Genomic DNA, 26869 nt, shown 5'->3' on the forward strand with positions numbered 1-26869 from the left:
GCCGACTCTGCCGAGTCGGCTATTTTGGATGTCAGAGCTTGAAGCTGCCAACCACGTTTTCGAGCTGGACGGTTTGTTCTTCCATGGACTGCGCGGCCGCCGCCACCTCTTCCACCAGCGCCGCATTCTGCTGCGTTGCGCTATCGAGCTGGTTGATGGCGATGTTTATCTGGGTAATTCCGCGACTTTGTTCATCGCTGGAAGAGCTGATTTCTGAGATCAGCACGCCCACGCTTTCGACTTTCTCCATCAGGCCGTCCATCGTGGTACCCGCCTGACGAACCAGTCCGCTGCCCTGTTCAATGCTACTCACCGACTCTTCAATCAGTTTTTTGATCTCCTGAGCTGAGCGGGCACTACGCTGCGCCAGCGAACGAACTTCACCGGCCACCACAGCGAACCCACGTCCGTGCTCGCCCGCCCTTGCCGCCTCCACTGCAGCGTTAAGCGCGAGGATATTGGTCTGGAAGGCGATGCCGTCAATCACACTGATGATTTCCACCACTTTAGAGGAGGACTCATTGATGCTATTCATCGTGGAGACAACGTTGTTAACCACACTGGCCCCTTGTTTCGCCACCGCCGAAGCCTCTTCCGCCAGTTTGTTCGCCTGCAACGCGTTCTCTGCGTTAAGGCGCACGGTGCTGGTCAGTTCTTCCATGGACGCTGCTGTTTCCACGATCGAGGCCGATTGATCTTCGGTGCGCGAAGAGAGGTTCAGGTTACCGCTGGCAATCTGGCGCGAAGCCGATGAGATCGCCATCGAGCTATTCCCTACCTGCTGCATCAGCTCATTAAGGAACGAAATAAACTTATTGAAGTTGTTGATAATGGCGTTGAATTCCGGGCTCTTACTTTGCGCAAGACGCTGCGTTAAATCCGCGCCGCCGCTGGATAACGCTTCAATATTACGATTGAGCAACGTCACATTATGGAAAATATTGCGCACAATAATCATCATGATAAAGACGATAAGGATGCCGATAATCGCCTGTACGATGGTGAGCTTGGTCATGATGGCGTCAGACATACTCACCAGGTGGCTGCTCGGAATATCAACCGCCATGAACCATGGGCTGCCGCTGATGGGCAGAACGAACAGGGAATGCGCGCCATCTTCACCGTCATAGCTCCCGCGTACTTCGGTTGTTTTACCCTGGCCCAGCAGGCTAACTAACGGTGCCGCCGCCGGAATACCGAGATCGCGAACGTTTGACAGCGCGGGTTTATCCTGTACGGAAGAGCCGTTACCGACGATTTTGCCGTCCGCTTCAACAATCAGTACGCTGCCGTTTACCGCTTTGCCCATCTCAACAGCCAGCTGATTAAAGAAGCCCAGCGTCACGTCGATGGTCGCCACGCCCCAGGCTTTACCGTCTTTCCAGATCGCCATAGCACAGTTCGTTCGGGGCTGCGGGCTGGCCGCATCCTGATAAGCTTTCGCCCACGCACACTCGCCTTTCGGCGCATTCATGCCGTCTTTATACCAGGGTTGTTCCCAGTATTTTGCCGATTCCGGCTGGTTCCATACGGTGTTGACCTGCAGGTTACCGCTTGCGTCGCGGGCATAGAAGGTACTGAATTTGTCCCGAGCCGGATCTCGCTGGCCGGGAAGAGGCCAAATCCCCCCGCCGAATACGTTTAAATCGCCATATTGGTTAACCAGACGCGGTAATAATGCGTCGATTTGCTCACTTTGCAGACCGACAACCAGTTCAGTGATGGAGCGTTGCTGAGCCTTAACACGGTTCATCTGCTCTTTAATCGCGTTACTTTGTAATTCAACCGTCGCCTGAATATTTTTGGTCTCGGTTTCAATAATCTGCGGGGAAACGAATTGTTTGATAACAATATAGGTAACTATCAATAAGATAACGAAAAAGCTTATAAGTAACAGGCCTATTCGGCCCTGAGTATTTTTCCATGTCATAATAGCGGCACCCGTTCTGGTTGAATTAGGTGTAATAACGACATTTATTTGAAATTCTTTAATTTAAATGGTGCCATGGTTTCATATAACCGCGCATTTCATTGGTCAAAATGAGGTTTTAGAAAAAAACGTTCTGTTGTTCACATTTTTTAATGTCCCCCACTTGTTTCTATAAAAGATAATATCAACGTCATGCGTTATATCCCGTAGATGAATTTATTTTGATGATATCTATATTATTTTCATCAAGATGCGTACATTCTGATGAAACAGAACGGTACGGACAGCAACATGTTCATTCGTACTTTTTTATCAGGCACGGTGGCAAGATACATAAGGCATGAAACTGAAGGACAGACATGACGGCATATTCAAACTCTGATGCGGCAAAGGACTTACGCCCGGCCTTAGACAAGGCACCCGCTGGCGCTGTCAACGGTGAATGGATCTTTATCACGGAGCAGGCTGGAGTCGCCTCGCAAACCGGAGGCTACAGGTATGCCGACGGAAGTCACATTACTGCTGGTGACCACGCCTTTCAGAAGGTTCAGAAGGTTGTCGAGAAACTCGAAGCATCACGGATACAGCCCTTTAATAAGGTTATTGTTCGCTGGCGTAAATCTAAAATACCGTTAATGCGGGGTCGCGTTACGGTTGACATAATTTTCGATGAGGCCATTGTGCCGCGAGGCCCTCAGAGTCCGGTGTATGAGGCTGCCGCTGTCGCAAGGCGAGCATTCTGGAAGAAGTATGGCGAGGTGTCGGATGGTTTTATTGCTGAACGCGGGGATGCAAACATTCACAACCAGACGAAATGGTTCGGGCCCCATCGCCGGGTGCTCAGCATTAAGAGCAGCAGCAAATTAACGCTGGCTACCGATGGCCTCTCGACGCCATGGGCTGGCGTTGCAGCCGCAGAAAACGGCGTAGAATGCGAACTCTTCATGGAGCTGGATGTTTCAGATATTACCGGCCATCAGAGGGATGACTGGGCGCATCTGTTAATGAACCTGGGAGATCTCGTTGCCAATGGCTATGCGATTGCCGCCGATGTTGAAAAATATGAAGCCATTCTGTTCTGCTCTCTTACGGACGATTATCAGCCAATGACCCGGATCGTTCTCAGCCGTGATGGTCGTCGGATTGAGGGGCTGCCCTTCGGTTCAGTTCCGCTGATCCGTGTAACGCCGATAACCGAAGCAGAGATTGAACATCAGGACCAATCCGATGAATGGGCATCAAACGCGGCAAAACATGCACTCGCGCAACGGCGGATAGAAACGTCGAGATTTATCACGACGTTATTCCCCCCAGGCAAAGTGAAGCAGTCAGCTTTCTAAAGAAAGAGCAGCTAAAACGATGACAGGGCGATCCGGACTAACGATATTTTGTAGGCTCACCAGAACGGCATCTGCTTCAGTAAGCGGCAGATTGATGTATGAAATTGCCATACCCCATCTTCATTATCATCAGAAACAAAACTATCCCTTCCCCGGAAGAGATAATTTTTCTATTCGCGATTACCGCCGTATTTGGCTGGCCCTCAAATTACCATGCTAAATTGCTCATTACTGTTGCCGGTTTTATTTTCTTATTCCGTTCTCAGAACGGAAAGTCGGGCATGCCGGTAATCGTTAATACCCAAGCAAAACCGGTTCAACAGCAATAAACGTCGCCACTCCCCCGCTCAGCAACTGAGTAACCACCTGTTATTGCTGATTTTCTCCGAAGGGGTCAGCAGCATAAAAGAAATTGAAAAGCGGATGTGAAACACCGGTGGTCTTTTTATCAGCCTCATCTGCTTTCAAAAAATATTCCAGTAAGGTTTTTGGCGTTTTTGCCAGGTTCTCGAACAAATTTACGGGATGCTGCACCACTTTCCCGCCTTCCAGACGAAAGCCATGTTTCAGTCCGGTTGCGGTTACAAAGAATTTACCATTTACACTGCCAAAATCAGGCTCCGGCGTTTTCAACGTCACTTCACTGGCCGCCTCAACAATAAAGTTTTGATTCCCTTTTTGCTGATAAACCGAAAACTGCGCGTCGGAAACCTGCTCCATGCCAGCGACATTTTTGCCGGCCTGATTGACGATGCTTTCAATAAAGTTAAAGTTTGCCAAATGCGTCGGAGAATATCCCGGGTCCAGTTCATAGCGTAAAAAACCTTCATCCAGCGCGGAGCCAGATAGTTTCCCCCCGTTGAGGATACGTGAGGCTGTTGCCTCATCTTCTGCAATAAATTTGTAAGTCAGTACGTGCCCGCCGGTGTCATACATATTCCCGTCATTAAGGTTTGCCATCACGCCATTAAACATACGGTAATCCCCTAAATCGCGGGCGAGATCGTCCACATAGCGCAGATCCGTTCCCTGTTGCTTTGCCTGGGCATACAACCCGGCCAGCGTATTGCGGTCATTATTTGTCAGAAAATTAACCGAAGACATGCCCATCGTGTCTTTCGTCAGTTGAGTTTGTACAGGCGGGTTGCTGTCCGTATCGCCGAACAGACGGGACATCAGCAGCCCCATACCGCTGAGAGTCGTTTGCCCTGATGCCGCCGGCGTCTTCGCTGACGTCTGTACAGGCTGGGGGAGAGTGGTTTTTGAAATATCCTCAGAGGTGCTTTGCGTCTGTGTGTATTTCGCTGTGGATGTCGTGATAATCATAAAATCCATTTCCCCAAGACCTGAGATGTAAAGTGGATCCCCGGTGAGTCCATACCGCTTTTTTCCGTAGTACCCCACAATCCGGAACACGGCGGAATAGATACGCTGCGCTTATTGATGTGAAATCGTACATCGATATAACTAACGGCATAAGACCGGATAACTTGAGCGTTTTTCCCGCCAGGAACGATGCACCAGGTTGACGCCTGACCGCCATTAACATCCCCATCATCACCAGCCCGGCACCCGCTGAAGAGATCAGCGCCCAGCTATGCGTGATCTCCCAAACCCAGGCGGCAGCCAGTGAACCGCCTGCTCCGCCCAGAAACATGATGCTCATAAAGAGTGTATTAAGACGGTTTCTGGCATCCGGGCGCAAAGCATAAATTGTGTGCTGGTTCGCTATCAGTACACATTGCTCACCCGCATCCAGTAGTAAAATGCCCACCACCAAACCCGCCATGCTGTTCCAGGCCCAGAGAACGCCCCAGGCAAACAGCATGAGTAACACACCCAAAACCACCATCCGGAATGGTCCCTGACGATCGCTGAAACTGCCTGCCAGAGGCGCACACAAAATACCGATTAATCCCAGAGCGGCCAGGGTTCCGGTTACCCCTGCCCCATAACCGTAGCGATGCGCTAACCGGAAAGGGAGCACGGTCCACAGCATGCTGAAAGAGGCAAACAGCATGGCCTGTGTCAGTAATGCGTCTCGCACCGGCGGCTCGCTTTTCCACAGTTCACCTAATGAACGTAACACCGCCGGATAGTGAAACGTGGGTGTCAGCAATGACTGAGAAGGCAAAATGCGCGCGATGAAAAATAGCGCCAGCAATGTCATGACCGCGCCGGAAAAAAAGACGCCACGCCAGCCGAAATACTGACCGATAAGGCCTCCGATAGCCCGGCCAGCAAGAATGCCAGCGAGAACACCGCTCATCACGGTGCCTACCGTTTTTCCCCGCGAAGACACTTTCGACAGAGAGGCAGCAAGCGGCACGATTTGTTGGGCAACGGTTGCCGCCATCCCCCGTCAGGAAAGAGAAGCACACCAGCACAGTCGCCGTTGGGGCTAACATCATGCCGATCAGCGCGAGGAAGAGCACCTGCGCCTGACGCAGGATAAGCCGCTGACGCTCAATATAATCACCTAAGGGGATCAGCAGGAATAAACCCGCCGCATAACCTAACTGGGTGGCCATGGGGATCAACGAAACAGCAGCCCATTCATGGGGAAAGGTCGCTGCGATCAGATTCAGGACAGATTGATTAAAATAAATATTCGCGACCACCATGCAGCAAATCATCGCCAGCATCAGAATTCTGGCTGATGAAAGCGCCTGGTTCTCCGTACGCACTGACCACACCTCGCTCTACATTCACGCTTTTTTGCAGCATAAGCAGAGGCGGCGCCCAACGCTTTGCGCGTTTTTTTCAGACGTCTGAATTATATGGCACAAGCGTCTGAAATCGGGATGAGTTAGTAATGGTTCTCATGTTGTTAACGGTGCTGAGTGTGAGGAGTAACAAAATGGATTTAAAACTGACAGGTAAAGTGGCTCTGGTAACCGGAGCGCGAACCGGGATTGGTTTCAGTATTTGTGAAGAGCTGGCTGCAAATGGTGTGCATGTCGTTATGGTTTCCAGACAAGAACCGGAACTTATCCTGGCGGCGAAAAAGATCGCCGATAAGTATGGTGTTTCGACGCTGCCGGTTGCCGGGGATGTGACCGATCCCGGCCTGCCCTCGCGGGTCGTTGAACAAGCGGAAAAGGGTTTTGGGCACGTTGATCTGCTGGTGAATAATGCCGGAAAAGCCCATGCAGGCACGCTGTTAACCACCACTGAAGAGGACTGGCAGTTAATGACCGAGACCAAATTTTCCGCCATGCGACGCTTTTGCAAAGCTGTGTTACCCGGAATGCAAAGACGAAACTGGGGGCGAATTGTCACTATTTCCTCTATTGGCGGCATCTACCCAAACCCGCAACTTACCGTCTCACATGCACTGAGCGCCGCTATCAACAACCTGACCCGAAGCCTTGCTCTGAGCGTGGCGGCGGATGGCATTCTGGTTAATGCGATTGGCGTGGGTGCTGTCGCGACGGATAACTGGGCGCAGAATATGCTGCCGAATGTCCGCCATCGCCGCCCTGAACTGGCTGATAAAACTGACGACTACGTCATGGCATTACTGGGAAAAGAGAAAACGCCGGTAGGCCGCTTTGGGCTGCCTGAAGATATCGCGGCAATTGCCGCCTTTCTGCTCTCCGAAAGGAATCAGTTTGTTACCGGGCAGACCATTGAAGCATCAGGTGGCGCAGACAGATTTATGTGAATGTTCCCCCTCAAAAGAAGGTGTGAGAGGGGTTAATCTGAACCCGCTAATCAGCATGCCCGGGCCAGCGAAATAAACAGCGCTGACGCCCATTGCCAGGGCAATAATCCCGCGCGCGTTGTGCAGGAGGAGAATACCTGGCTGCGGGAGAGCCGGTGACAGCAAGAGCGGCTTGCCATCACAGTCGATGTCATATGCAGGCGTGCCGATGAACTGAACGAAGCGTCACCGGCCGCGCGGAGACTGCGGTTATGTTCGAGGCAGCAGGCCATCCTGTTTATCAGGATACCGGGGGATTAACCTCCCCCTTGTTTAAGGGCCGCGTTGCCTCTATCCATGAACTCACGGACCTGAAACCCGGCGCGTTAAAGCCCGGTGCCTTCAACCAGTACAAACGTTCCGCTGGCAGCCCCTGAACGTAGTGATCTTGCGGCCTGGTATTCCGGACTTTCATAAAAGCGTTTAGCTTCCGCAAAAGAATCGAACTCAAAAACGACATGCCGTTCATGCGACTCTCCTTCAAGGTTTTCGTACTGCCCGGACCAGGCAATGATCTTCGGATCGAAATTCTGCATGGCCGCCGCCGCCGCTCTGGCATATTCAGCGTAGGCAACGGGATCTGAAACGGTTACATGGGCGATGAGATAACCTTTATTCATGGGTTTTATCCTTCGTTAGCGGCTGGATATGCCAGCGTAAGTACATAGACAAGTGAGAACGTAAAAGCCTTTTCAGGGGATGATTGATCTTCAATGCATCCAGACAGCGTTGTGCGATTACGCGGTGTGAAAGCAGTCTATTAAGTATTAACATGGCCATAAATAGCGGAAAAAATAACGTACTGTTACCCAAAAGGTGAACAATGAAAAATCTGGAGCCACTGATCATTTTTGCGCGCGTGGCGGAAATGAAGAGCTTTACGCAGGCAGCCGAAAGTCTGGGCATCCAGAAAGGACGCGCTTCACTGGTGGTCCGTGAACTCGAGCAGGAAATTGGCGCTACGCTACTGCACCGGACAACGCGGACGGTACAGTTGACTGAAGACGGGCGGATTTTTTATTCGCGCGCCCGCGATTTTCTCTCGGAGGCTGAGGAACTGAAATCCATGTTCTCTCACGGCGATCAGTCATTAAGGGGGAGGATTCGCGTTGATATGCCAGCGGTACTGGCACAAAGCGTGGTGATCCCTGCTCTGCCACAGCTGCTGGAAGCACATCCTGAACTGGAAATTGAACTTTCGAGTACTGACCGCCGTGTCGATCTGGTTCAGGAAGGATTTGACTGCGTTGTGCGCCTCGGCCCCGTTGTTGATGAAACGCTTATTGCACGGCCATTGGGGCATCTGCGCATGATCAACGCCGCCAGTCCGCGCTATCTTGATCGCTTCGGTGTTCCGCAGACGATTGACGATCTTCTCAGCCAGGGACACAGGATGGTTCACTATATGCGCAACTTTGGTTCGAAACCTGACGGATGGGAATATCCGGCAGGCGATGGTTACCACTCAGTGATGTTACCAGGCACCATAAGAGTCAACAGCGTACCGGCTTATCATGAGGCGGGGCTGGCGGGGTTAGGTTTAATTCAGGGAGGCTATTCCTCACTTTTACCCTACATCAAAAGCGGTGCACTGGTTGAAGTGTTGCCCCAGTTTCGCCCCGCGCCGCTCACTGCGTTTTTTGTTGTCGCGCACCGGCGCAACTTGTCGCAGCGTGTAAGAGCGTTTATGAACTGGACCGAAGAAATGTTAAAACCTTACTTTGACTGATACCGGCATTCATAATTGGTTGTTATTGCCCTTCCCCGTCGCAGCCCGGTTAAAACTCGCCGGGCGTTGTCCCCATCACTGAACGGAACGCCGCAGAAAACGCCGCCGGGCATGAGAAACCGAGCTGGTAGGCGATCTGTTTCACAGGGATGTTATCAGCGAGGAGATCTAAGGATGCGTATATTCTGGCTCGCTGTTTCCATGTCCGGAAGCTGAACCCGGTGTCCCGTAAAAACTGGCGAGAAAAAGTCCGTTCCGACATGTTGGCAATGTCAGCCAGGTCAATCAGTGACGCGCTCCAGCGATGACTGAACACCAACTCTCTTGCGGCACGAAATAAACGCGCATCACGCGGCATGGGAAGTTCCGCGCCCCCGGAGGGGGTCTCGCTGAGGATTTCCAGCAGTAAAAGCGCCATTTTTCGCTTTATCGGCGCGTTATATTCACCCGTAAAAAGGCCATTTATGAGTTCTTTCACCAGTGGCGTCGCGCTAATGGTATGAACCTGGCTGTTCCTGCTGAAGTTTGTACAGGCCGCAATCAGGCTACTGCTGACATAGACCGCCCGTAATTCCGTATCTGACAGAACGCTATAAGAGTGAACCATAAACGGGGGGATCCAGAGGGCGCGCTGCGGGGGAATAACCCACTGTCTGTCAGCGGCTTCAACCAGCATTACCCCTCTGGTAGCAAATAATAGCTGCCCTTCAAGATGGTAATGCGGGGGATCAACCTCTCCACGGCGGTAAGAAATGGCCGTGCCTGACCAACCCGTCGCTTCATTATGTCTTGGCGTTTTATCAATGCTGACTGGCATTTCAGATGAGAACCTCTTGTTTACCATGACCTGGCTGATCTTACCCGCGCGATAATGTTGGCGGGTAACGTGCGCTTAATTAACTTTATGACCCGTATTACAGGAGCATACATCTGTGCGAGTACATTTCATTGTTCATGAACGTTTCGAAGCGCCCGGCGCTTACGAAATCTGGGCCACGCGTCGCGGCCATCAGATCACCTTTTCCCGCGTTTATGCCGGTCAAAAACTTCCCGCAGATGCACGGGACATCGATCTGCTGGTGGTCATGGGCGGTCCCCAGGATCCCTCCGTCAGTGTGGAAGAGTGCGCGCATTTTGACTCTCACGCTGAGCAGGCGCTGATTGCCTCGGCGATGAACACAGGTAAAGCCGTCATCGGTGTCTGCCTGGGCGCTCAACTGATTGGCGAAGCATTGGGCGCCCCTTTTGCTCACAGTCCGGAAAAAGAGATTGGCACGTTTCCCATTTTTATGACTGAGAAGGGAGCGCTGAACGAGATGTTCTCTCACTTCGGCAATACCCTTAACGTAGGTCACTGGCATAACGATATGCCGGGGCTTACGCCTGAGGCGGTAATTATCGCCTGGAGCGAGGGATGTCCACGCCAGATCGTCGCGTATTCTGATCGGGTTTACGGGTTTCAGTGCCATATGGAACTGACACCGGAGGTCGTCGAATTGTTGATTGCTCATTCCGAAAACGATTTACGCCGGGCCGCTGAATATCGTTTCGTTCAGTCAGCAGACGAACTGCGGGCGACGGATTACAGCGAAATGAACAGAAACTTATTCATCTTTCTCGACAAACTTGCGTCACGTTACGCCCAGTCAAACGCATGACGGCATTCATCTCAACGGAACCGACTCCTGATGTTAATGAACATCTGGCGTTATTTTTACGTTAAGAAAAGCCCCTGGCTACCACAGTATCCGGGGGCTTAGCGACAAATTTACAGACCCAGTTCCGACAACCCCGGATGATCATCCGGACGACGTCCCAGCGGCCAGTGGAATTTGCGTTCACTCTCTTTGATAGGCATGTCATTGATACAGGCGAAGCGGCGTTTCATCAGGCCATCGGCTTCAAATTCCCAGTTTTCGTTGCCGTAAGAGCGGAACCAGTTGCCTGAGTCATCACGCCATTCGTAAGCGTACCGGACCGCGATACGGTTGCCGTCAAACGCCCATAACTCTTTAATGAGACGATACTCAAGTTCCTTTTTCCATTTACGGGCCAGGAATGCTTTGGCCTCTTCACGATTATTGGCAAACTCGGCGCGGTTACGCCATTTGGTATCCAGTGAGTACGCCAGTGAAACTTTTTCAGCATCGCGGCTGTTCCAGCCATCTTCAGCGAGACGCACTTTTTCAATCGCTGACTCGCGAGTGAAAGGCGGAAGTGGCGGGCGGGTTTGCGTTTCGGACATGGTGAAGCCTCCTGTAAATTCGGATATATGAGTAGAAATCATTTTTTGATACGCAGGCGTTATGAAGAGGCCTGTTCCAGCAAGATTTTCGCCACGTCCTTTGCGCTATCGGCGGCGCTGCAATCGCCCATTACGTACGACATGGTGATAGCGCCCTCCAGCAGAATCAGTAGCTGTCTGGCCAGCGCGACAGGTTGCCCGATATTTAATTGCTCAGTGAGTTCGAGCGTGTAATCCAGCAATTTTTGTTTATGCAGCTTTGCTATCTGGCGAACGGGATCGTCAGGGTTCCCCACTTCTCCGGCTGTGTTGATAAATGCACAACCACGAAAGCCTTCTGATTCAAACCAGCCCCTGAGGACAGTGAACATATTCAAAATGCGATCCTGAGGGGTATCGCCTTTATCAGATTCGGTTCTGAACCAGTGCATCCAGCGTTCATCACGCTCATTCAACGCGGCGGCTGCCACGTCATCCTTGGTCGCGAAATAGCGATAAATACTTTTCCTTGCTACGCCTGAGGTCTTGACCAGAAGGTCCATGCCGGTGGCATGAATACCGTTTTGATAGATCAATTGCTCTGCGGTAGACAGGATTTTTTCTCGGGTATCGGTCGTTTTCTTGTTCATGCGATAAAGGTAGAACGATCGTTCTACCTCGTCAACCCTTTTCTCAGAAAGAACTTTCGAAAAAGAAAAAAGCCGTCCGTGAGTGATAACGAACCACTAGCTGTTTTTAAAGCGCAGATGAGCTGGAGGCGCACTCTACGGGCACGAAGACGCCGAACGCGTCGAATTGAACGTCTGTCATGAGTGGAGAGCGGATATTAATCGTGCGTTTTATCATTCCGGGGAATCATCTTCAACGGACTGTTTTCTCTGTTTAACTGGCAGAAATTCCCGCGCTGAATGTCCTACCTTCTTACTCAGTATTTGTCTCTTTTATTTATGTCATGAATAGCTAATATCACAACGTCAGAGCAGATGTGCCGATTCAAATTCGTCGTAATGGCGCTTTATGACATCGGAATAATAAACAGAGAGCGACTCAACAATTTCAAAAGGAGAGACAAGTATGAAGCGTCCAAACTGGTTTCAGGTTTCTGCTGAAGGTGGAAAGGCTATCGGAGCGCTCCATCATTACGCTACTACCGGGACAAATTTACCCGCTGATCTTATTCACTTAATTTTTTTAAGCGTTTCACAGATTAACGGTTGTGCGCACTGCATTGATATACATACTCGCGACCTTATCAAGGCTGGTATGTCCATCGAAAAGATAGTTCTGGTGCCTGTCTGGCGCGAAGCGACCTATTTATTCTCGGAAACAGAGCAAGCGGCGCTCGCATGGGCAGAAGAAATTACCCGTATCAGTGAAACACACGCTTGCGATAAAGCCTATTCCGCCGCGCTTTCTGTATTCGGTGAAAAAGATCTGGTTGAACTGACCATTGTTATTGCCACTATGAATGCCATTAATCGTATGGGTATCAGTTTTCGCATGAAGCCGCTCGCTAAAGCCTGAAATGCGGTGCTGGCGAAGCGAGGTTATACATAATATTCTGAATTTTATAATGAAATAATTATCGGGGGATGCACCTCTTTAAAGATAAAACACCCCTCATACTGATTTTTGGGTGTGACGGTTTCACGTTCGAAAGCATGATGCCAGGCAGTGCTGACATCCGGTATTTGTTGCGCTGTAAGCAAAGTGTATGCCGCCGCACCGGATAAAAGTTCGACCGAGAGTGGATCGGTAATTTGAAAATTAAATAGCGTTAAATCATTGTGTAAAGCACTACCGCGTTGGGCAAGCTGAGCAATAGAATGACTTTGCAAGGGAAATGCATCCTCAAAATATTCTCGGACGGATTTTAACTGTAATTCTGCCTTCTCAAAGCTACCGCGCCGTTTTATATGAAGATTGTGAAGCATAATTAACATCCGGTGTTCTGGATACGCTGAAGTGAAGTTGATCAAATTTTCAGCCATGCGGAAGTCACGCCATGCAAAAAAGTGTCTTCCCGATCGGGCCCTGAAATATTCATCCCTTTCTCGTTGTTGAATGGGTTGCCATTCCGGGGGGAAGGCAGTTACAGGTCGACGAGGAATAGCGTCAATTCCAAGACAAGGAATTTGCCGCGATATAGCCCATGTCAGTAAATTTAAGGTTTCCTGCGTACGTAATATCGTGGGGAAGTTTTGAAGTCGGCAAATGGCAGATTCATTATGTTGATGCGAAAATAACATCCCTTTACTATCCGCTTCAAAAATTAATACAGCCGAATTTTTAAAATAGCGCTCCGCTATATCCTTTCTTAATTGAGTATATTCCGACACACCATGTATGGATTCGCCCAGAAAAATAAAACGTTTGTCGCGAAAAAGCGGTTGCTCTTTAAGAACATAATCCGTAGATCTACGCATCAGAATTATGGCCGCAAGTGATAATTACATGCTATTACCTTAACTTTATACGGCGACTACGGACAAGTGATTTGCAGTCACTGAAGCATCTCTACTTTACATAAACGGCCTTTAGTGAACGGTGGCCGTTCTGTTTAGCATCAGCGGGCTCAGCCCCGACTACTAAGATCTTCGCGCGTTGGCCCCTGAAAGTAGATGCTACTGATATGGCAACTGCGCGGTTGAGTCAGCACAAAACGAATCGTTTCCCAGATCGATCGCCCATCCAGTAGTCGTTCCCCCATTCTGGAGCGATTATCGACAGCCATATCTAACCCGGTCAGTTCGAAATCCGGTGGGTACAGCCCGGTTACGCGTATATTTTCTTCAGATAACTGCTGTGACAGTTTCGTTGTAAACCCGCTAAGCCCATGCTTGCTGGCAAAAAAAGCGGGATGCGCAATTGAATCCGTAAAATGCGGGATCGCGCATGAAGATATAATGGAGACGATATCAGCACCTTCTGAACGTCTTAATCCAGGCAGCAATGCCTGCGTCAGTAAAATCGACCCCGTAAGTCCTGAACTGATGGTAGTGATAATTTCTGTATCAGGCTGATCGTCCAGTGTCCCTGACAACCACTGGGCGGCATTGAGAATTAAAATGTCGATGGGCTTGTCTGAAGTTAATAACGGTGAAGAAAACGAAGAAAGGGACTCAGGCCGGGTTAAATCACAGATATACCCTTTTGCAATGCCGCCTTCGGCAGTAATGATGCTGCAAGTTTTTTGCATATCATCAGCCCGCCGCGCGCAAAAATTCACCTCGACGCCCTCTCGCGCCAGCCACACGCACAGCGCCCGGCCAAATCCCCCGCCGCCACCGGTAATAACCGCTCTTTTACCTCTCAGCATCTTCATGCCTCCTTTTCTTAATGGATATGTGTGATGGAGATATACATGAGGAGACTGAATGACATCTTTCCGTTAGTGCCATTTTTAATAAATAAACGGCGCGACAAACTGGTGAAGAGAACAAGGGAATTAGCGACTTTCGCCTCTGGCGCAAGGCCGCCCACAAAAATATCATCGGACGGTGATTTGCCCGAAGTTGTAATTTGGGTTCAGGTAGTCCTGTATTTACAACTTGACGGTATAGCGGACAAAATTATCCAGCACGGCAAGCTTATCATACAGTGCCCGGGCCGGATTGGACTCTCTGGTAACCCAATAGACTTTCGACCATGACTTCGTCCGGGCTTCCTCACATATCGCCTCAATCAGCGCTTTTCCCGCGCCAAGGCCGCGCATAGTTTCATCAACAAAAAGATCTTCAAGGTAACAATGAGGCTGTGTTACCCATGTTCCCTCATGCAACACGCACATCGCAAAACCAACCACGCCTTGTTCGGCTTCCGCAAGCCGGCAGATGACATCAGAGTCTGGAGATAGCACCCGATGCCAGGTCGATGAGGTAACATCATCGCTCAGCGTACTGCCAGAAAATTGCAAATATCCGTTCCAGAGCTTTAACCATGCATCGTAATCCTTAGCGTTAGCTTCACGTACCTTAAACGACATGTCATATACCTTGATGAGTAAGTGTTAATTCCATAATAACAAAGCTGATTTTGGCCCCTGGCGCTGCTTCCAGGCTTAAAAGTCCCGGAACGCTAATATCCGTTTCTGCCACGAAGCGGGCAGCGCCGGAAGAGATGATATGCGCTCTGAGTGAAAAACGGGAGTTCGCCGTTTATCCCACCGTTACTGGCGCCTGTTAATCATTGAGGAGCATCAGTAATCATTCGGGGTGTTCCGGGCGAGCTTGCCGGCCGCGAACCATCCAGTTGGCGATGGGATAATGTGGATGGAGTGAGCTGGTTGATACGCTTTATGCAGGCGCTTTACCTGACGTATAACATCCGTGACGTATATTTTTGTACGACTGGGCTTTAGTGTCCAATGATGAAATAAGTTTCGGCGATTCTGGCAACCTCCCCCAGCAGGAAGTCTATGATATGCACACAGATAAAAAATTTCGGTTATATCGCCCCCTGAAAGGCATTACGCATACTTTTGGCGACGAGTGGTTTGCGTTGAAAGCAGAAGCGTTCGCTCGTTTTTTCGGTACGCCGATATTTCTGATTGGACAGACTATCGTTGTGATCGTGTGGATTATTCTGAACGTGGCTGGTGTCGTGAAGTTTGATCCCTATCCTTTTATTCTCCTCAATCTTGCGTTCAGCATTCAGGCTGCTTATGCCGCGCCGCTGATCCTGCTGGCGCAAACCCGGCAGGCGGAGCGAGATCAGGCTCATGCGCTGGCGGATGCACAACACCGCGAAGATCTGGACGACGCAATGACGAAACGCCAGATCCTCGCCGAGGAGCAGTCGGCACAACTGCTGGAATTGCTAAAACAAAATACTCAGTTGACCGAAATGACCCGGGAAATGGCCGAGCGTATCGAAACAATCACCTTACAGCTTGCACAGCGTGAGCTTCACAAACAGCAGCAGTAAATATCTCGTGGTGACTGATGCCACCGTGAGATCTGCTGGCAGACGTCGGGCGTTATGGCAGCGATCCGCTCACTTCGCCAGTATCACGAAAATGCCCCGCTAAGCCTGCTCCCTGAGCAGGCATGACAGGCCGTATTTAGCGAGGAGCGGATATTCGGCGACTTTTTGTCGTTACGAAAATACTGCATATTGCACAATCTACTTTCATTATTTGGATATTGGAAAATTTACGTACTGTTTCTTCCCGTATGAAGATAGATACACTCACTCTTAATAATTTCGTTCGCTACGAGGAAGGTTCCTGGCCTATACACTTGATTAATTTATAGAAAAATCTTAGGCTACCGGAAAAACATTATTCATTATTGGTGACCAAAGGCTAAAAATGAAAAAAACAACTCCAGAATATACAACTGTCGACCTATCTCGTTGGGCAAGGAAGGAGCATTTTGAGGCATTTCAGACCCTTGCTCAGTGTACATTTAGTCAAACTGTACAATTAGATATTACCGCGTTGTTAAAACATATAAAGGCGGTTGGCTGGAAAATTTATCCTACTTTAATTTTTCTCATTGCTAAAATAGTAAACAAGCATACAGAATTTCGTATGGCTATAAAAGACAATGAGCTTGTCATCTGGAATGATATTCACCCATGCTATACGATTTTCCATGATGAAACAGAGACTTTTTCGTCATTATGGAGTCACTACGATGGCAATATTCATCACTTCCTGGATATTTATTCCGAAGACGTCGCACGCTATGGCAATAACCTCTCCTATCTGCCTAAAGAAGAGTCTCGGGAAAACGTATTTTTCGTATCTGCAAATCCCTGGGTAAGTTTTACTGGTTTTAATATTAATATTGCAAACATGCAGAACTTTTTCGCCCCCATGTTCACGATTGGAAAATATTACCAACAAGGTGAAAAAGTACTGTTACCTCTCGCCGTCCAGGTACATCATGCCGTTTGCGATGGCTTCCATGTATCAAGACTAATCAATGAGTTACAAACTATGTGCGATGACTTATTGCGACATTCAGGGGAACCCGAAGCGTAATGCGCCAGAACACGGGTAAATATCCTTTTCCCTGGGGCATACAGCACGACGTCGGCGCTAAAGCTGAAACGGAGAGAGCTTTGGCATGTTTGAATTATCCTTTGGACTCTTTATTATTCCTTGCAAGCGCAAGTAACTCTTCGATATTATTTTTGTCCTCCTGCTTAAAATAAACGTCAAAATCATGCCATTTTATCCTCTTTCCAGGATAAAATGGCATGATTAAGAATATCGAGATAAATCACTTTCTCCTCACCAGGTAACTCGGGGGTTTTCTCATGAATGATGGCTATTTTTTACTATCAATCCAGCTAAAATCACATAAACAATCGTTTAATGCATCCCAGTTGAATCCAAAATATCCGGGAAACCACAGCAAATAATAAAAGCTTTTGAGTAATTCCGAACTCAGTCGTATTTCAGGATCGATTCGCGCGCAAAAGACCTGAGAAATATCTAAAGATGGGTATTTTTCATAGAATTTAAAAGACATTAAATTTTATCCTTTACTTCCTGGAGGGAAGGCTTACGGTCCACTATATCCTGGATCTCACTATCTTAACCCATAATCATTAATTTCAGCGATGGAATATGAGTATCCGTTCCTGGAACCGAGATCCTCTATTTAATCGCGTGATGGTTTCCAACGTACGTTTCAGGCACGAAGCAGTCAGCCATAGACAGGCATCTCCGCTCATCACCAGAAGCGGAGGTTCGCAGTGGTTCCCCTCCTGACGAAGGTATTACGCAATTTGCGGTGTGTTAATCAGTGTGGCGCAAGTCATATGAGCCGGGGCACTTCACGGTAGTGCTGAGTGAGACGCGAGTGTCGTGCTAGCACGTTTTATCGCCGCCAGCCCAGCGCTTAATATCACTTATCTTTGGCGAGCGGATGCCCGCGCTCAGGAGATTTTTGGTGGTGTAAAGGCTGACCTGCGTGTTGTCGCCATTCCGGCTTTCGATCTCAATTAACGTGTTATTAATCAATAACCCTTGTGAAAGGAGCTTTTGATTGATCTCCCCTTTTTTGCGCTCAACGTCAAACTCGCTTAATACGATAACCGGATTTCCTGAATATGCCTCATATTCGAGGCACTGCCTTGCCATGTGCCTGATGATTCGATAGGTATCAGAAGCCCCTGCGTGGCTTATGAAACTGCCGTCAAAAGAGGACTGGCTGCTTTTAAGTTCGCTGACGGTTATGGCGCACCCACTGAGTGCGAGGGAACACAACAGGCCTGCCAGGGCAACGTATTTCACTTTTAACTCCATGGTTCAGGTAGATGCCCTCCGCCGGGTCGGGATCAGCGTTGCGCTTTCGTTCAGGCGGACTTGTGGTCTGGGAAATCAACCGTAACCATCAGTCCGCCTTCTGCAGACGTAGTGAGACTTACGCTGCTGTTGTGTTGCTGCGCAACCGCTTTGACGATGGCAAGCCCCAGCCCACTCCCGCTTTGCATCTGATTAGGATCGCGAAAAAACCGGTCAAACACGCGCTCCCGCAATTCAACCGGAATGCCTGGCCCGGCATCTGAAACACGTAACTGCGTGGAATTATTTAAGGATCGTAACTCCACCTCGACCCGTCCGCCCTCAGGGCTGTACTTCACGGCATTTTCAATAAGGTTATCGATAAGCGACATCAACCGTTCGCGGACACCTGTTATCCAGATTTCATCTTCAGCGTAGAATTCAAGCTCTATCCTGCGCTCAGCCGCGAGCGGCGCCAGCCCGGCCATTCGCTCTTGTATAAGCGTCGTCAGCGGCACAGGCTCCATAACCATGTCAATGCGCGCTTCGCTGTGCATCATCAGCAGCAACTGATTGACGAGACGAGCCGCACGGCTATTGCTGCGAATAATCCCTGCCAGTAACTCTTTTTGACTGTCACTGCTGACATAGGACTGCAAAGCTTCAACATTGATTCGCATTGCAGCCAGCGGGGTACGCAGCTCGTGGGCGGCATCGGCAATGAAAACGCGTTCCCGTTCCGTGCTTTCCCGCACCCTGGCAAGAAATCCGTTCACAGCGTCGACCATCTGGCGAAGCTCCCTGTGCTTTGGCACGGCTTTTAAGGGCGAGAGATCGTCCGGCGTGCGTAGGGAGATTTCATTGACCACCCGATTCCACGGGCGCATCGCAATGCGGATGGACAACCACGCGGGAAACAAAAGAAAAGGAATGCATACCAGTAGCGGCATGACGTAGTAGCCACGCGAATTCAGGTAGATAAAGAAGTTCCAGCCTCCGGCAGGGGTGATGAGTGTGACCTCCGTGTCGGAGTTCGCGGACGTCAGGGTACGGCTGGTCCAGGCGCGCCCTTCGCTCTGAACTCGCTCAATTTTCCCATCGCGGGTGTTTGTCACCCCGGTCGGTGCGCCATCAGAGGCATAAATTATCGCTTTGTTCTTGCGCACGATAAGGCTGATGGAGAGTTCTGGATCTTCACCGCCACCGTAATCTTCCCGCACCGCTTTACTGAGCGCAGCCAGCACATGCGTTCGCTCCTGCGGGCGATCCTCCATACTCTCAACGACAGTAAAAATGGTTTCGTAAGTCTTGCTGCCCGTTAATATCGGCGGGCTACGCAAGTCCTCCCACAAAACGTAAGTCAGAAAAAGACACCAGAGCAGTGTGAGCAGTAGCATTTGAGCTACCATAATACGCCGTACGAACGTTGGGGTTCTCAGATGGCGCCAAAAATTTCGCATCAACCTGCCCCCTTCAGGATCGGGACGGTATCAATGACATACCCAACGCCCCTCACCGTTCGCACATAGCCGTCGCCGATTTTGCGACGCAAATTCCCCATATGCACATCGAGCGCATTACTCATATTTTCTTTTGCGCCAAAGATCCTTTCTTCCAGAAAACTGCGGGTCAGCACGCGATCGCTGCGCAACATCAACGTTTCAAGCAGCGCGTATTCACTTGCCGTCAACTCAACATGCCGTGCATTCACGGTCACGCGTCGCGTCGGCACATGAAGCGATAAGCCGCGAATCTCAATCGCCTCGTTCTCAAAACCGTAACTGCGGCGCGCAAGCGCTCTCACTCTGGCCAGCAACTCGGCGAGAACAAACGGTTTGACAAGATAGTCGTCGGCACCGGCGTCCAGCCCGGAGAGGCGATCGTGCAGTGTGCCGCGCGCCGTCAGGATGATGATGGGGATGCCCTTGAGCTGCTGACGCAAGCGCGCCATCAGGCCCATGCCATCACCGTCGGGTAAGCCGAGGTCGAGTAACACAAGTTCAGGCACGCAGGCATCAAGCTGATGCAGCGCATCCTCTTTGCGGCGAACCCATATGACATCAAATCCTTGATCTGCAAGAGCAATACGCACGCCATTGCCGAGATCCAGGTCGTCTTCGATTAGGAGAATTTTCACAATGGTTACGGTATCAACAGTGAATGAAGAACGTCTGAAGAAAAAAACGGTAGCAGGAAATCTATCAGCTTTGCAGCACCTGTACTTGCTTCATCCTTTCTTCATTTTTGGCTCACGAGAACTTTAGGGGGCGCATGCAAAATGAGCGTTCTGGCGTTTAACACCCGCTTGTATCGTAATCATTTGAATCCACAAGGACTTCTTTAATGAGAAACATCAAACTGCGTCATAAGTTCCCCCTTCCACTTTCGGGGCGCAGCCTGAAAAAAATGTTGCCGGGCGCGGTCCTGGCGTTACTGGCCACCCCGATACTGGCGGCAGAACAGGATCCGGGCAATGCGTTGACCCTGGGAGGCGGCGCGAATGTTACGCCGCGCTATTCTGGCGCGGATAAAAGCCGCGTCACAACAGCCCTGGTGCTTGATTACACAATGGCAAATGGTTTCTTCGTCAGCACCACGCGGGGCATCGGCTACGGCAACAACATCGGCAAGTTCGATTACAACGCGGCGCTGAGCTATCGCGCAGGCCGCAAGGATCGCGATGCGGACAGCGACTCGCTAAGCGACGGCAGCGACTACCTGCGCGGTATGGGCGACGTCAAAGGCTCGGCTCTTGGTGTGCTTGGCGTGGGGTACGGGGTGACCAACTGGCTTAATGTGCAATTGCAGGCCGAGGTGCCGGTTTCGCAGCGAAGCAATGGTGCGGCCCTGCATTTCGGCATCAATAGCCCGCTCTATGTCTCATCGAACAACTCCGTGACGCTGGCGCTGACCGGCAGTTGGGGAACGGAAAAGTACATGCAGACTTACTACGGGGTCAGTGCATCCCAGTCGGCCGCCTCGGGGTTTACTCAATATGATGCCGGATCGGGAATTTATGCCTGGTCAACGAATCTTACCTGGACACACAAGTTCAACCAGGACTGGAGCGTGGTTGCCGCAGCAGGCGTTACGCAGTTGACGGGTGCTGCGCGCAATAGCCCGATTGTGCAACGAAACACATCGCCCACAGGAAGCCTGCTGGTGACATATCGTTTCTGATCGTTGTTCAACACGCTTACCGCCCGCTTATGGCTGCGCACAGCCAATAAACAGGCATTCGTTCCGCCCCGGTTCAGCGAACGGGGCGCAACTCAATACAGTGAAGATCCAAAAGCATCTGCCCCGGACCCGGATAAAACCTGTTAGCTGGCGCATCAGCAGAAGAGCAGGCTCACGTTGCGGACGGGGCGGGATCCGCCAGCAAGGCATCGACGATATCCAGCATGACCCGCAGGCGATCCATATGGCGCAGATCATAGTGATACCCCACCCAGATATCTTTGGATGGCGGCGGTTCCGGCATGCGAATGCTCTGCAATCCGGGGATGGCATCGCCAAGAGGCCGTGGCAAAACAGCAATCCCCATTCCCCGCTGGCACATCTGTGCCTGAACGGCCCGGCTGGTACTGGTAAATACACGCCGCGACTGCGGAAATCTGTCAAGCAGCCAGGCAACGTCAGAAAAGTGGGATTGTGCCGTATTCATAAGAATAAGCCCCACAGCAGCCGGGTCGTGTCCGGCGAGATGCGCGATTTCCGGCATGCCATACAGCGCGTAGGGCATACTCATCAACCGGCGCTGAACAATGTCCGGTTCGGTAAAGGGAACGATGCGAAATGCGATGTCGGCATCACGTCGCGACAGATTAAGTAAGCGGTAGCTGGCGATAATTTCCGGCACAATCGCTGGATGGCGGCGCGTCAGCTCGACCAGCACAGGGGCCAGAACATAATTAGCAAACCACTCGGCTGAGCGAATAACCAGCGGAGTCGCCAGCCAGTTGAGGCGCCGTTACTTCACGCATCCACGCCTGGTACGCGCCGCGCGGCCTCTTTTCCGGGATCAAAAAGCTAATTGTCGCGGCCTTGCAAAACATCCTCGCCAGCCTGATACGCGGTGAAGAGATGGGGAACGGCAGCCATCGCACTTTGCTAAAGCTCAGAGGGGAATATCCCCTCTTTGATCGTCTTTACCACTCCCGTTCCCGTTCGCAGTCGTTAGTAAGTGAAGGGTGAGCGATGCTGTGCCTCTTTCAGCATCATTTGGGCATCTTCACCCGCCGCAGTATAGAGCGGCGCACTGGCATCCCGCGCAACCGCGAAAATGGCATTCGCGACATCATCCGCATGCGTCACGGGCGCGTTGCTATCGCCCACACGCTGGATAAACTCCTGCACCATTTGCCCATAGGCGGGATCATCGATGCCTGCAAAATAGGCGCGCGCATTCTCGCCAAACTTCGTTTCCGGGGAGCGCCCCGGTAACACTACGTGAACACGAATACCAAAAGGCCTGGCTTCAATGGCGAGTGACTCGCTCCATGCATTCAGCGCCGCTTTACTGGCGCGATAAAGGCCAATCAGCGGCATCGCCCGGGTCGTTACGGATGAAGAGACGTTAATGATCACCCCTGATTTTTTCTCTCTCATCAGCGGCAGAAACGCCTGGGTTAATGACAGCGTCCCCAGCACATTGGTGTTCATTAACTGCTGCGCGGTGGCAAGCGGCGTAAGTTCGACCGGTACAGGTGCGCCAAAACCCGCATTGTTCACCAGAACATCAATCGCGCCCGCCGCTTTCACGACATGGTTAATGCTCTGCGCGGAAGTAATATCGAGCGGCAGGATCGTCAGTTTATCGCTTGCAGGCAAACAAGTTGGGTCAGGCGTTCTCATGGTGGCAATCACTTCCCAGCCCTGCTGTAAAAAAAGTTTTGCTGCGGCAAGACCAAAACCTGAAGAGCAACCGGTAATCAGTACAGTAGACATATGTGATCCTCTTTGATGGCAAGAGCAGCGATCATAGCGGCCACCAGCCGGACAATATATAATCAAACGTCCCGTAAATTTTAGAGATCGTCCAATGTCAGATCCGTTGACCGATATTGTTGCCCTGCTCAACCCCAGGCCATCGCATTCAAAACTCGTTGAAGGGCGCGGCCAGTGGCGTATTGTTCGGGAATCTGGCGGAGAGGCCTTTTACTGCGCCGTACTGGAAGGCGAATGCCTGATCACTGTTAACGGCAAAGGACCAACGTTGCTGGTTGCCGGTGATTTTATTCTGATACCCGCCGCGTACGTTTTCGAGAACACCAACGCGGGCGGAGCTGGCTCAACTGACATCACAACGCCTACGATTATCAGCGAAGGGCATGTGCGGATTGGCGCAACCAGCGGACCCGCCGATCTGATCATGACTGTCGGCCACTGTGAATTCGATACGCCGGATAAGCAACTCATCGTCTCTTTGCTGCCAAATGAGATCCTGATTAAAGGGCAACGGCGTTTCGCCACCTTGCTTGAACTTCTGCTGGATGAAAGCCGGGCCAGGCGACCAGGGCGCGACGGGGTATTAATGCGGCTTTTACAGCTGCTGCTGGTCGAGTCGTTACGCAGTAATGATGATCTGCCGAAAACGGCTGGCATCCTGAAAGGGCTGCAACATGAAAAGATCGCCGTCGCGCTGCATCTGATCCATGAAAAACCGGGCGTTGAGTGGCAAATCGCCCAGCTCGCCCGCCACGCCGCCATGTCCCGCTCGGCTTTTTTTGCCGCTTTCAGTGAGACAGTCGGGATGCCGCCGGGGCAATATCTTCTCTTCTGGCGCATGTCGTTAGCGAAAAAAGCGCTGGTCAGCAGCAAAGAGAAAATCGAACAAATTGCCTTTCACGTCGGCTATCAGTCTGCGAGCGCCTTTAACGTGGCATTCACGCACTATGTGGGCGTTCCACCAGGCGTTTTCAGACGCCAGAATGAGATCCCGCAAACGCGTTCCCCGGCGTTAAGCAGGGAGCAGGCTTTTCCTTAAGCCCACGCCCGCGTGCCAGAAGGGTATTTTATTGCGCGGCAAGTGCCGTCACGACGTCGCGGTAAGTATGCAGCGGGCGGCCAAGAAGCGTGACCAGTCGCTCTCTGTCGCCATCCTGCGGGAGCATGCCGTGGCTGACGTAGCGCTCAGCCATCAGACGCATTTCGTAGGCCATCCATTTCGGCATAAATTCCGCCATGCTTGCTTCAAATGCACCCGGATTATCTCCGCCGTAGATAATCTCGCGGCCCAGTACCTCGCTCCATACGGCGGCGGCGCTCTCGCCGGTCAGCGTATCGGGGCCGACAAGATTAATCGTCTCGACAGGCAGTTTTTCGCTCGCCCGATCGCGTCGTATCAGTTCTATAGCCGCCACTTCAGCGATATCGCGGGTGTCGACCATCGCCAGGCCAATCCCGCCGATCGGCATCGGATAAACACCGTGGTTCATGACCACATCCTTAATCATGGCCTCATTGTCAATAAAGTAGGTAGGCCGCAGGATCGTGGCGCTAAAGTCCATTGCTTTAAGCATGCGCTCGGCCCCATATTTCACGGCGAAGTGCGGCACATTCACGGCAACATCGGCGCCAAAGACAGAGAGATAAACCACGCGTTCAACGCCGCACTCGCGGGCAATGTTGAGGGTAATCATCGTCTGGGTATATTCGTCGCTCGTGACCGCATTCAGTAAAAACAGCGTCTTGATGCCGCTGAAGTCGGCGCGCAAGGCGTCGATATCCAGCATATCGCCTTTCACAACCTCCACATTTTCGGCAAAACCGGCCTTTGCGGGGTCACGGGTCAGCACGCGGAAATCGGCGCCGCGGCGAAGAAGCTGGTTAACAATATGGCGGCCGACGCGGCCGGTAGCTCCGGTGATCAGGATGGTCATGGTATTTACTCCGTGGTGTTTGGTTGGTGTGAACAAACACTATCGCGATCCATTTTCGCTTTGAAGATGCTATTTTTTAGATGGTTCGTTCCATAAATGAGACACCCCATGGATATTAATGCCCTAAAAGATTTCCACCTCATCGCGGCCTCGGGCGGGATCGGCGCGGCCAGTCGCGCCAGCGGAAAGCCCAAAGCAACCCTGTCACGCAGGCTGACGGATCTTGAAGAGGCGCTCGGTGTGCGTCTTATTGAACGCGGCGGGCAGAGGCTGCACATCACTGAGGCGGGTGAACGCCTTTTGTCACGCACCGTTGGCGCAATCCGTGACATTGATGAAGCGGTCGAATCCGCGCGGGAAGCGTCGGCAACTCCCGCGGGATGGCTGCGTATTGCGGCCCCGCTGCTCTTTTCGCAACTCGCTCTCGGGCAGCTTCTGGCTGAGTTTCGCCGCCGCTACCCTCGCATTTACGTTGAAGTGATTTCTGAAAATCGAATCAGCGATCTGGTGGATGAGCATTTTGATGTCGCGATCCGTATTAATCCGCACAAAAACAGCACGCTGGTTGGCAGACAGTTTGCCAGAGACAGACTGGCGCTGGTGGCGGTTCCCGCGCTTGAGATGCCGCTCAGCGATGCGCAAAGCGCGCCTGCGATCCCGGCAATTGTGATGTCAACTTATTCGGACGGCGAGCTCTGGACCGTTCAGGGCGGGAAGCGTCGTTTCGCGCCGCAACCAGTGATGCGCCTCTCTTCCCTGCTGACCTTGCGCGACGCCGTGCTGGCAGGTGCCGGCGCGGCGATGCTTCCGCAATCCATTGTCAGCCAGCAACTGGAAAAAGGTGAGCTGGTGTGCTGGGGAGAAGCCGATACATTGACTGAACTCTGGGTGCTGCACACCGCCCGTCGCCTTCAGAGCCCCAAAGTTAAGGCTTTCGTGGAGTTTATTTGCGAGCACTATCCCACCGGCTGGTTCTCTGTCTGAACCAGCCGATTCGGGTATTAACCGGAGATAACTATTTGTTAAGCAACAGATTTAGCACTGCGCTGTGAGGGCATTATTGTTGATTGCCCAACCACGAGCGAATTCTCACGCTGTGCTGTGCTGTGCTGTGCTGTGCTGTGCTGTGCTGTGCTGTGCTGTGCTGTGCTGGCGTGTGGCGTGTGGCGTGTGGCGTGTGGTGTCTGGTGTCTGGTGTCTGGTGTCTGGTAAGAGAGTGTTATTCTGCGTAGAAAATCACCACCAGGAGAGGTTACTTTGCCTTTAAATCTCCATATTCGCCCTGCGCTTGCTGATGAGGCCTCAATGCTGGCTGAACTCCGCGTTGAGGCAATGCGCCCGAGTCTTGAGGCGATCAACAGATTCGATCCCATCAGAGCACGCGAACGCTTCCTTTCGACATTTACGGATAAAGAGACGTTCATCATCTGCTACCAGCATGAGATCGTGGGATTTTACGTGCTGCGGGATTTCCCGACGTACCTCTATCTGGATCACTTCTATATCAAAAATCAATTTCAGGGTAAGGGCGTGGGAAAAGAGGTGGTGCAGCGCATACAGCAAAAAGCCAGACATCCAGGGAAAGCTATCCGACTCATCGCGTTGAAAGCAAGTCCGGCGAATGATTTCTACCGCGCTTTAGGGTTCATGTTTGAGCGAGCTGAAGGCGTTGATAATCACTATATATGGCCATACGTCGACGCTGAATAATGCACTCCTTTTCAGTGAGCTGAGGCAAGGTCGTTGAAGTAAAACAGTACCGCTGGTAGCGGGCGGTACTCTCGCTTTAGCGGAG

Annotated in this window: 28 protein-coding genes and 1 pseudogene; 11 read left to right on the plus strand and 18 right to left on the minus strand. The window is 51.4% G+C overall.

Features of this window, described 5'->3' with window-relative positions:
• Positions 1 to 31: 31 nt before the first annotated feature.
• Positions 32 to 1930 (minus strand): methyl-accepting chemotaxis protein, encoded by a 1899-nt coding sequence (locus tag O3S68_RS08375; protein ID WP_269231255.1) that lies wholly within the window; start codon positions 1928 to 1930, stop codon positions 32 to 34.
• 359 nt (positions 1931 to 2289) lie between these two features.
• Between O3S68_RS08375 and O3S68_RS08380 the strand changes: the two genes are divergently transcribed.
• Positions 2290 to 3270 carry a hypothetical protein gene (locus O3S68_RS08380; protein ID WP_269231256.1) on the plus strand — a complete coding sequence of 327 codons (981 nt, stop codon included), beginning with the start codon at positions 2290 to 2292 and terminating at the stop codon, positions 3268 to 3270.
• On the opposite strand, the gene O3S68_RS08385 is transcribed toward O3S68_RS08380, so the two are convergent.
• The 3 genes from O3S68_RS08385 to O3S68_RS08395 form a co-directional block, all read right to left on the minus strand.
• Complete coding sequence (locus O3S68_RS08385; RefSeq protein WP_269231257.1) at positions 3259 to 3381, minus strand: hypothetical protein; 123 nt, start codon at positions 3379 to 3381, stop codon at positions 3259 to 3261. The genes O3S68_RS08380 and O3S68_RS08385 overlap by 12 nt on opposite strands.
• A gap of 258 nt (positions 3382 to 3639) precedes the next feature.
• Complete coding sequence (locus O3S68_RS08390; RefSeq protein ID WP_269231258.1) at positions 3640 to 4596, minus strand: hypothetical protein; 957 nt, start codon at positions 4594 to 4596, stop codon at positions 3640 to 3642.
• On the minus strand, positions 4544 to 5626 hold the full coding sequence (locus O3S68_RS08395; protein ID WP_269231259.1) for an MFS transporter: 1083 nt from the start codon (positions 5624 to 5626) through the stop codon (positions 4544 to 4546). Before O3S68_RS08395 ends, O3S68_RS08390 begins: the two co-directional genes overlap by 53 nt.
• Positions 5627 to 6130: 504 nt before the next feature.
• Between O3S68_RS08395 and O3S68_RS08400 the strand changes: the two genes are divergently transcribed.
• A complete protein-coding gene (locus tag O3S68_RS08400; protein WP_269231260.1) occupies positions 6131 to 6937 on the plus strand; it encodes an SDR family NAD(P)-dependent oxidoreductase in 807 nt (268 codons plus the stop codon).
• A gap of 365 nt (positions 6938 to 7302) precedes the next feature.
• Here O3S68_RS08400 and O3S68_RS08405 read toward each other — a convergent pair whose 3' ends face one another.
• Positions 7303 to 7596, minus strand: a complete 294-nt coding sequence (locus O3S68_RS08405) for a DUF1330 domain-containing protein (RefSeq protein ID WP_020457383.1) — start codon at positions 7594 to 7596, stop codon at positions 7303 to 7305.
• A gap of 203 nt (positions 7597 to 7799) precedes the next feature.
• On the opposite strand from O3S68_RS08405, the gene O3S68_RS08410 reads away from it, so the two are divergent.
• Complete coding sequence (locus O3S68_RS08410; RefSeq protein ID WP_269231261.1) at positions 7800 to 8705, plus strand: LysR family transcriptional regulator; 906 nt, start codon at positions 7800 to 7802, stop codon at positions 8703 to 8705.
• A 49-nt stretch (positions 8706 to 8754) separates the two neighbouring features.
• Here the strand turns inward: O3S68_RS08410 and O3S68_RS08415 are convergent, their stop codons facing one another.
• Positions 8755 to 9522, minus strand: coding sequence for an AraC family transcriptional regulator (locus O3S68_RS08415; protein WP_269231262.1), 768 nt, complete (start codon positions 9520 to 9522; stop codon positions 8755 to 8757).
• 115 nt (positions 9523 to 9637) lie between these two features.
• On the opposite strand from O3S68_RS08415, the gene O3S68_RS08420 reads away from it, so the two are divergent.
• Positions 9638 to 10363, plus strand: coding sequence for a type 1 glutamine amidotransferase (locus tag O3S68_RS08420; protein ID WP_269231263.1), 726 nt, complete (start codon positions 9638 to 9640; stop codon positions 10361 to 10363).
• A 110-nt stretch (positions 10364 to 10473) separates the two neighbouring features.
• Here the strand turns inward: O3S68_RS08420 and O3S68_RS08425 are convergent, their stop codons facing one another.
• Positions 10474 to 10950 (minus strand): nuclear transport factor 2 family protein, encoded by a 477-nt coding sequence (locus O3S68_RS08425; RefSeq protein ID WP_017456351.1) that lies wholly within the window; start codon positions 10948 to 10950, stop codon positions 10474 to 10476.
• Between the two features lie 59 nt (positions 10951 to 11009).
• The gene (locus O3S68_RS08430) at positions 11010 to 11579 is read right to left on the minus strand and encodes a TetR/AcrR family transcriptional regulator (RefSeq protein ID WP_269231264.1); all 570 of its coding nucleotides are present in this window, start codon (positions 11577 to 11579) and stop codon (positions 11010 to 11012) included.
• A gap of 445 nt (positions 11580 to 12024) precedes the next feature.
• Between O3S68_RS08430 and O3S68_RS08435 the strand changes: the two genes are divergently transcribed.
• Positions 12025 to 12474, plus strand: a complete 450-nt coding sequence (locus O3S68_RS08435; protein ID WP_160270775.1) for a carboxymuconolactone decarboxylase family protein — start codon at positions 12025 to 12027, stop codon at positions 12472 to 12474.
• Between the two features lie 44 nt (positions 12475 to 12518).
• On the opposite strand, the gene O3S68_RS08440 is transcribed toward O3S68_RS08435, so the two are convergent.
• The 3 genes from O3S68_RS08440 to O3S68_RS08450 form a co-directional block, all read right to left on the minus strand.
• A complete protein-coding gene (locus O3S68_RS08440; protein ID WP_269231265.1) occupies positions 12519 to 13376 on the minus strand; it encodes a hypothetical protein in 858 nt (285 codons plus the stop codon).
• A 149-nt stretch (positions 13377 to 13525) separates the two neighbouring features.
• A complete protein-coding gene (locus O3S68_RS08445; RefSeq protein ID WP_269231266.1) occupies positions 13526 to 14269 on the minus strand; it encodes an SDR family oxidoreductase in 744 nt (247 codons plus the stop codon).
• 225 nt (positions 14270 to 14494) lie between these two features.
• A complete protein-coding gene (locus O3S68_RS08450) occupies positions 14495 to 14935 on the minus strand; it encodes a GNAT family N-acetyltransferase (protein WP_269231267.1) in 441 nt (146 codons plus the stop codon).
• Positions 14936 to 15372: 437 nt separating this feature from the next.
• Between O3S68_RS08450 and O3S68_RS08455 the strand changes: the two genes are divergently transcribed.
• The gene (locus O3S68_RS08455; protein ID WP_097407517.1) at positions 15373 to 15876 is read left to right on the plus strand and encodes a DUF1003 domain-containing protein; all 504 of its coding nucleotides are present in this window, start codon (positions 15373 to 15375) and stop codon (positions 15874 to 15876) included.
• Positions 15877 to 16261: 385 nt separating this feature from the next.
• Positions 16262 to 16939: a type A chloramphenicol O-acetyltransferase gene (gene catA, locus O3S68_RS08460; protein ID WP_269231268.1), complete on the plus strand. Its 678-nt coding sequence runs from the start codon at positions 16262 to 16264 to the stop codon at positions 16937 to 16939.
• Between the two features lie 289 nt (positions 16940 to 17228).
• On the opposite strand, the gene O3S68_RS24280 is transcribed toward catA, so the two are convergent.
• From O3S68_RS24280 to O3S68_RS08475, 4 genes are all read right to left on the minus strand, one after another.
• Positions 17229 to 17432 (minus strand): barstar family protein, encoded by a 204-nt coding sequence (locus O3S68_RS24280; RefSeq protein ID WP_052679781.1) that lies wholly within the window; start codon positions 17430 to 17432, stop codon positions 17229 to 17231.
• Between the two features lie 341 nt (positions 17433 to 17773).
• Positions 17774 to 18211 carry a hypothetical protein gene (locus O3S68_RS08465; RefSeq protein ID WP_331275942.1) on the minus strand — a complete coding sequence of 146 codons (438 nt, stop codon included), beginning with the start codon at positions 18209 to 18211 and terminating at the stop codon, positions 17774 to 17776.
• 50 nt (positions 18212 to 18261) lie between these two features.
• Positions 18262 to 19650: a sensor histidine kinase gene (locus O3S68_RS08470; RefSeq protein WP_269231270.1), complete on the minus strand. Its 1389-nt coding sequence runs from the start codon at positions 19648 to 19650 to the stop codon at positions 18262 to 18264.
• Positions 19650 to 20327 (minus strand): response regulator, encoded by a 678-nt coding sequence (locus tag O3S68_RS08475; protein WP_269231271.1) that lies wholly within the window; start codon positions 20325 to 20327, stop codon positions 19650 to 19652. The genes O3S68_RS08470 and O3S68_RS08475 overlap by 1 nt, the downstream gene beginning before the upstream one ends.
• Positions 20328 to 20533: 206 nt before the next feature.
• Between O3S68_RS08475 and O3S68_RS08480 the strand changes: the two genes are divergently transcribed.
• Positions 20534 to 21370 (plus strand): MipA/OmpV family protein, encoded by an 837-nt coding sequence (locus O3S68_RS08480; protein WP_269231272.1) that lies wholly within the window; start codon positions 20534 to 20536, stop codon positions 21368 to 21370.
• 172 nt (positions 21371 to 21542) lie between these two features.
• Here O3S68_RS08480 and O3S68_RS08485 read toward each other — a convergent pair.
• Positions 21543 to 22136: pseudogene (locus tag O3S68_RS08485) on the minus strand (LysR substrate-binding domain-containing protein); the annotation flags it as partial.
• A gap of 233 nt (positions 22137 to 22369) precedes the next feature.
• Positions 22370 to 23140, minus strand: a complete 771-nt coding sequence (locus O3S68_RS08490; protein ID WP_269231273.1) for an SDR family oxidoreductase — start codon at positions 23138 to 23140, stop codon at positions 22370 to 22372.
• Positions 23141 to 23234: 94 nt separating this feature from the next.
• Between O3S68_RS08490 and O3S68_RS08495 the strand changes: the two genes are divergently transcribed.
• Positions 23235 to 24179, plus strand: coding sequence for an AraC family transcriptional regulator (locus O3S68_RS08495; RefSeq protein WP_269231274.1), 945 nt, complete (start codon positions 23235 to 23237; stop codon positions 24177 to 24179).
• 28 nt (positions 24180 to 24207) lie between these two features.
• On the opposite strand, the gene O3S68_RS08500 is transcribed toward O3S68_RS08495, so the two are convergent.
• Positions 24208 to 25074, minus strand: coding sequence for an SDR family oxidoreductase (locus O3S68_RS08500; RefSeq protein ID WP_269231275.1), 867 nt, complete (start codon positions 25072 to 25074; stop codon positions 24208 to 24210).
• Positions 25075 to 25182: 108 nt separating this feature from the next.
• Between O3S68_RS08500 and O3S68_RS08505 the strand changes: the two genes are divergently transcribed.
• Both O3S68_RS08505 and O3S68_RS08510 read left to right on the plus strand, forming a co-directional pair.
• A complete protein-coding gene (locus O3S68_RS08505) occupies positions 25183 to 26058 on the plus strand; it encodes a LysR family transcriptional regulator (RefSeq protein WP_269231276.1) in 876 nt (291 codons plus the stop codon).
• Between the two features lie 273 nt (positions 26059 to 26331).
• Complete coding sequence (locus O3S68_RS08510) at positions 26332 to 26784, plus strand: GNAT family N-acetyltransferase (protein ID WP_269231277.1); 453 nt, start codon at positions 26332 to 26334, stop codon at positions 26782 to 26784.
• Positions 26785 to 26869: the final 85 nt, after the last annotated feature.

Source organism: Kosakonia sp. SOY2 (genome assembly GCF_027109175.1).
Taxonomy (GTDB): domain Bacteria; phylum Pseudomonadota; class Gammaproteobacteria; order Enterobacterales; family Enterobacteriaceae; genus Kosakonia.

Excerpts from the sequence above, each read along its gene's own strand:
- O3S68_RS08375 (WP_269231255.1), bottom strand. The coding sequence starts at position 1,930 with ATGACATGGAAAAATACTCAGGGCCGAATAGGCCTGTTACTTATAAGC.
- O3S68_RS08380 (WP_269231256.1), top strand. The coding sequence starts at position 2,290 with ATGACGGCATATTCAAACTCTGATGCGGCAAAGGACTTACGCCCGGCC.
- O3S68_RS08385 (WP_269231257.1), bottom strand. The coding sequence starts at position 3,381 with ATGGCAATTTCATACATCAATCTGCCGCTTACTGAAGCAGATGCCGTT.
- O3S68_RS08390 (WP_269231258.1), bottom strand. The coding sequence starts at position 4,596 with ATGATTATCACGACATCCACAGCGAAATACACACAGACGCAAAGCACC.
- O3S68_RS08395 (WP_269231259.1), bottom strand. The coding sequence starts at position 5,626 with ATGGCGGCAACCGTTGCCCAACAAATCGTGCCGCTTGCTGCCTCTCTG.
- O3S68_RS08400 (WP_269231260.1), top strand. The coding sequence starts at position 6,131 with ATGGATTTAAAACTGACAGGTAAAGTGGCTCTGGTAACCGGAGCGCGA.
- O3S68_RS08405 (WP_020457383.1), bottom strand. The coding sequence starts at position 7,596 with ATGAATAAAGGTTATCTCATCGCCCATGTAACCGTTTCAGATCCCGTT.
- O3S68_RS08410 (WP_269231261.1), top strand. The coding sequence starts at position 7,800 with ATGAAAAATCTGGAGCCACTGATCATTTTTGCGCGCGTGGCGGAAATG.
- O3S68_RS08415 (WP_269231262.1), bottom strand. The coding sequence starts at position 9,522 with ATGCCAGTCAGCATTGATAAAACGCCAAGACATAATGAAGCGACGGGT.
- O3S68_RS08425 (WP_017456351.1), bottom strand. The coding sequence starts at position 10,950 with ATGTCCGAAACGCAAACCCGCCCGCCACTTCCGCCTTTCACTCGCGAG.
- O3S68_RS08430 (WP_269231264.1), bottom strand. The coding sequence starts at position 11,579 with ATGAACAAGAAAACGACCGATACCCGAGAAAAAATCCTGTCTACCGCA.
- O3S68_RS08435 (WP_160270775.1), top strand. The coding sequence starts at position 12,025 with ATGAAGCGTCCAAACTGGTTTCAGGTTTCTGCTGAAGGTGGAAAGGCT.
- O3S68_RS08440 (WP_269231265.1), bottom strand. The coding sequence starts at position 13,376 with ATGCGTAGATCTACGGATTATGTTCTTAAAGAGCAACCGCTTTTTCGC.
- O3S68_RS08445 (WP_269231266.1), bottom strand. The coding sequence starts at position 14,269 with ATGCTGAGAGGTAAAAGAGCGGTTATTACCGGTGGCGGCGGGGGATTT.
- O3S68_RS08450 (WP_269231267.1), bottom strand. The coding sequence starts at position 14,935 with ATGTCGTTTAAGGTACGTGAAGCTAACGCTAAGGATTACGATGCATGG.
- O3S68_RS08455 (WP_097407517.1), top strand. The coding sequence starts at position 15,373 with ATGCACACAGATAAAAAATTTCGGTTATATCGCCCCCTGAAAGGCATT.
- catA (WP_269231268.1), top strand. The coding sequence starts at position 16,262 with ATGAAAAAAACAACTCCAGAATATACAACTGTCGACCTATCTCGTTGG.
- O3S68_RS24280 (WP_052679781.1), bottom strand. The coding sequence starts at position 17,432 with ATGTCTTTTAAATTCTATGAAAAATACCCATCTTTAGATATTTCTCAG.
- O3S68_RS08465 (WP_331275942.1), bottom strand. The coding sequence starts at position 18,211 with ATGGAGTTAAAAGTGAAATACGTTGCCCTGGCAGGCCTGTTGTGTTCC.
- O3S68_RS08470 (WP_269231270.1), bottom strand. The coding sequence starts at position 19,650 with ATGCGAAATTTTTGGCGCCATCTGAGAACCCCAACGTTCGTACGGCGT.
- O3S68_RS08480 (WP_269231272.1), top strand. The coding sequence starts at position 20,534 with ATGAGAAACATCAAACTGCGTCATAAGTTCCCCCTTCCACTTTCGGGG.
- O3S68_RS08490 (WP_269231273.1), bottom strand. The coding sequence starts at position 23,140 with ATGTCTACTGTACTGATTACCGGTTGCTCTTCAGGTTTTGGTCTTGCC.
- O3S68_RS08495 (WP_269231274.1), top strand. The coding sequence starts at position 23,235 with ATGTCAGATCCGTTGACCGATATTGTTGCCCTGCTCAACCCCAGGCCA.
- O3S68_RS08500 (WP_269231275.1), bottom strand. The coding sequence starts at position 25,074 with ATGACCATCCTGATCACCGGAGCTACCGGCCGCGTCGGCCGCCATATT.
- O3S68_RS08505 (WP_269231276.1), top strand. The coding sequence starts at position 25,183 with ATGGATATTAATGCCCTAAAAGATTTCCACCTCATCGCGGCCTCGGGC.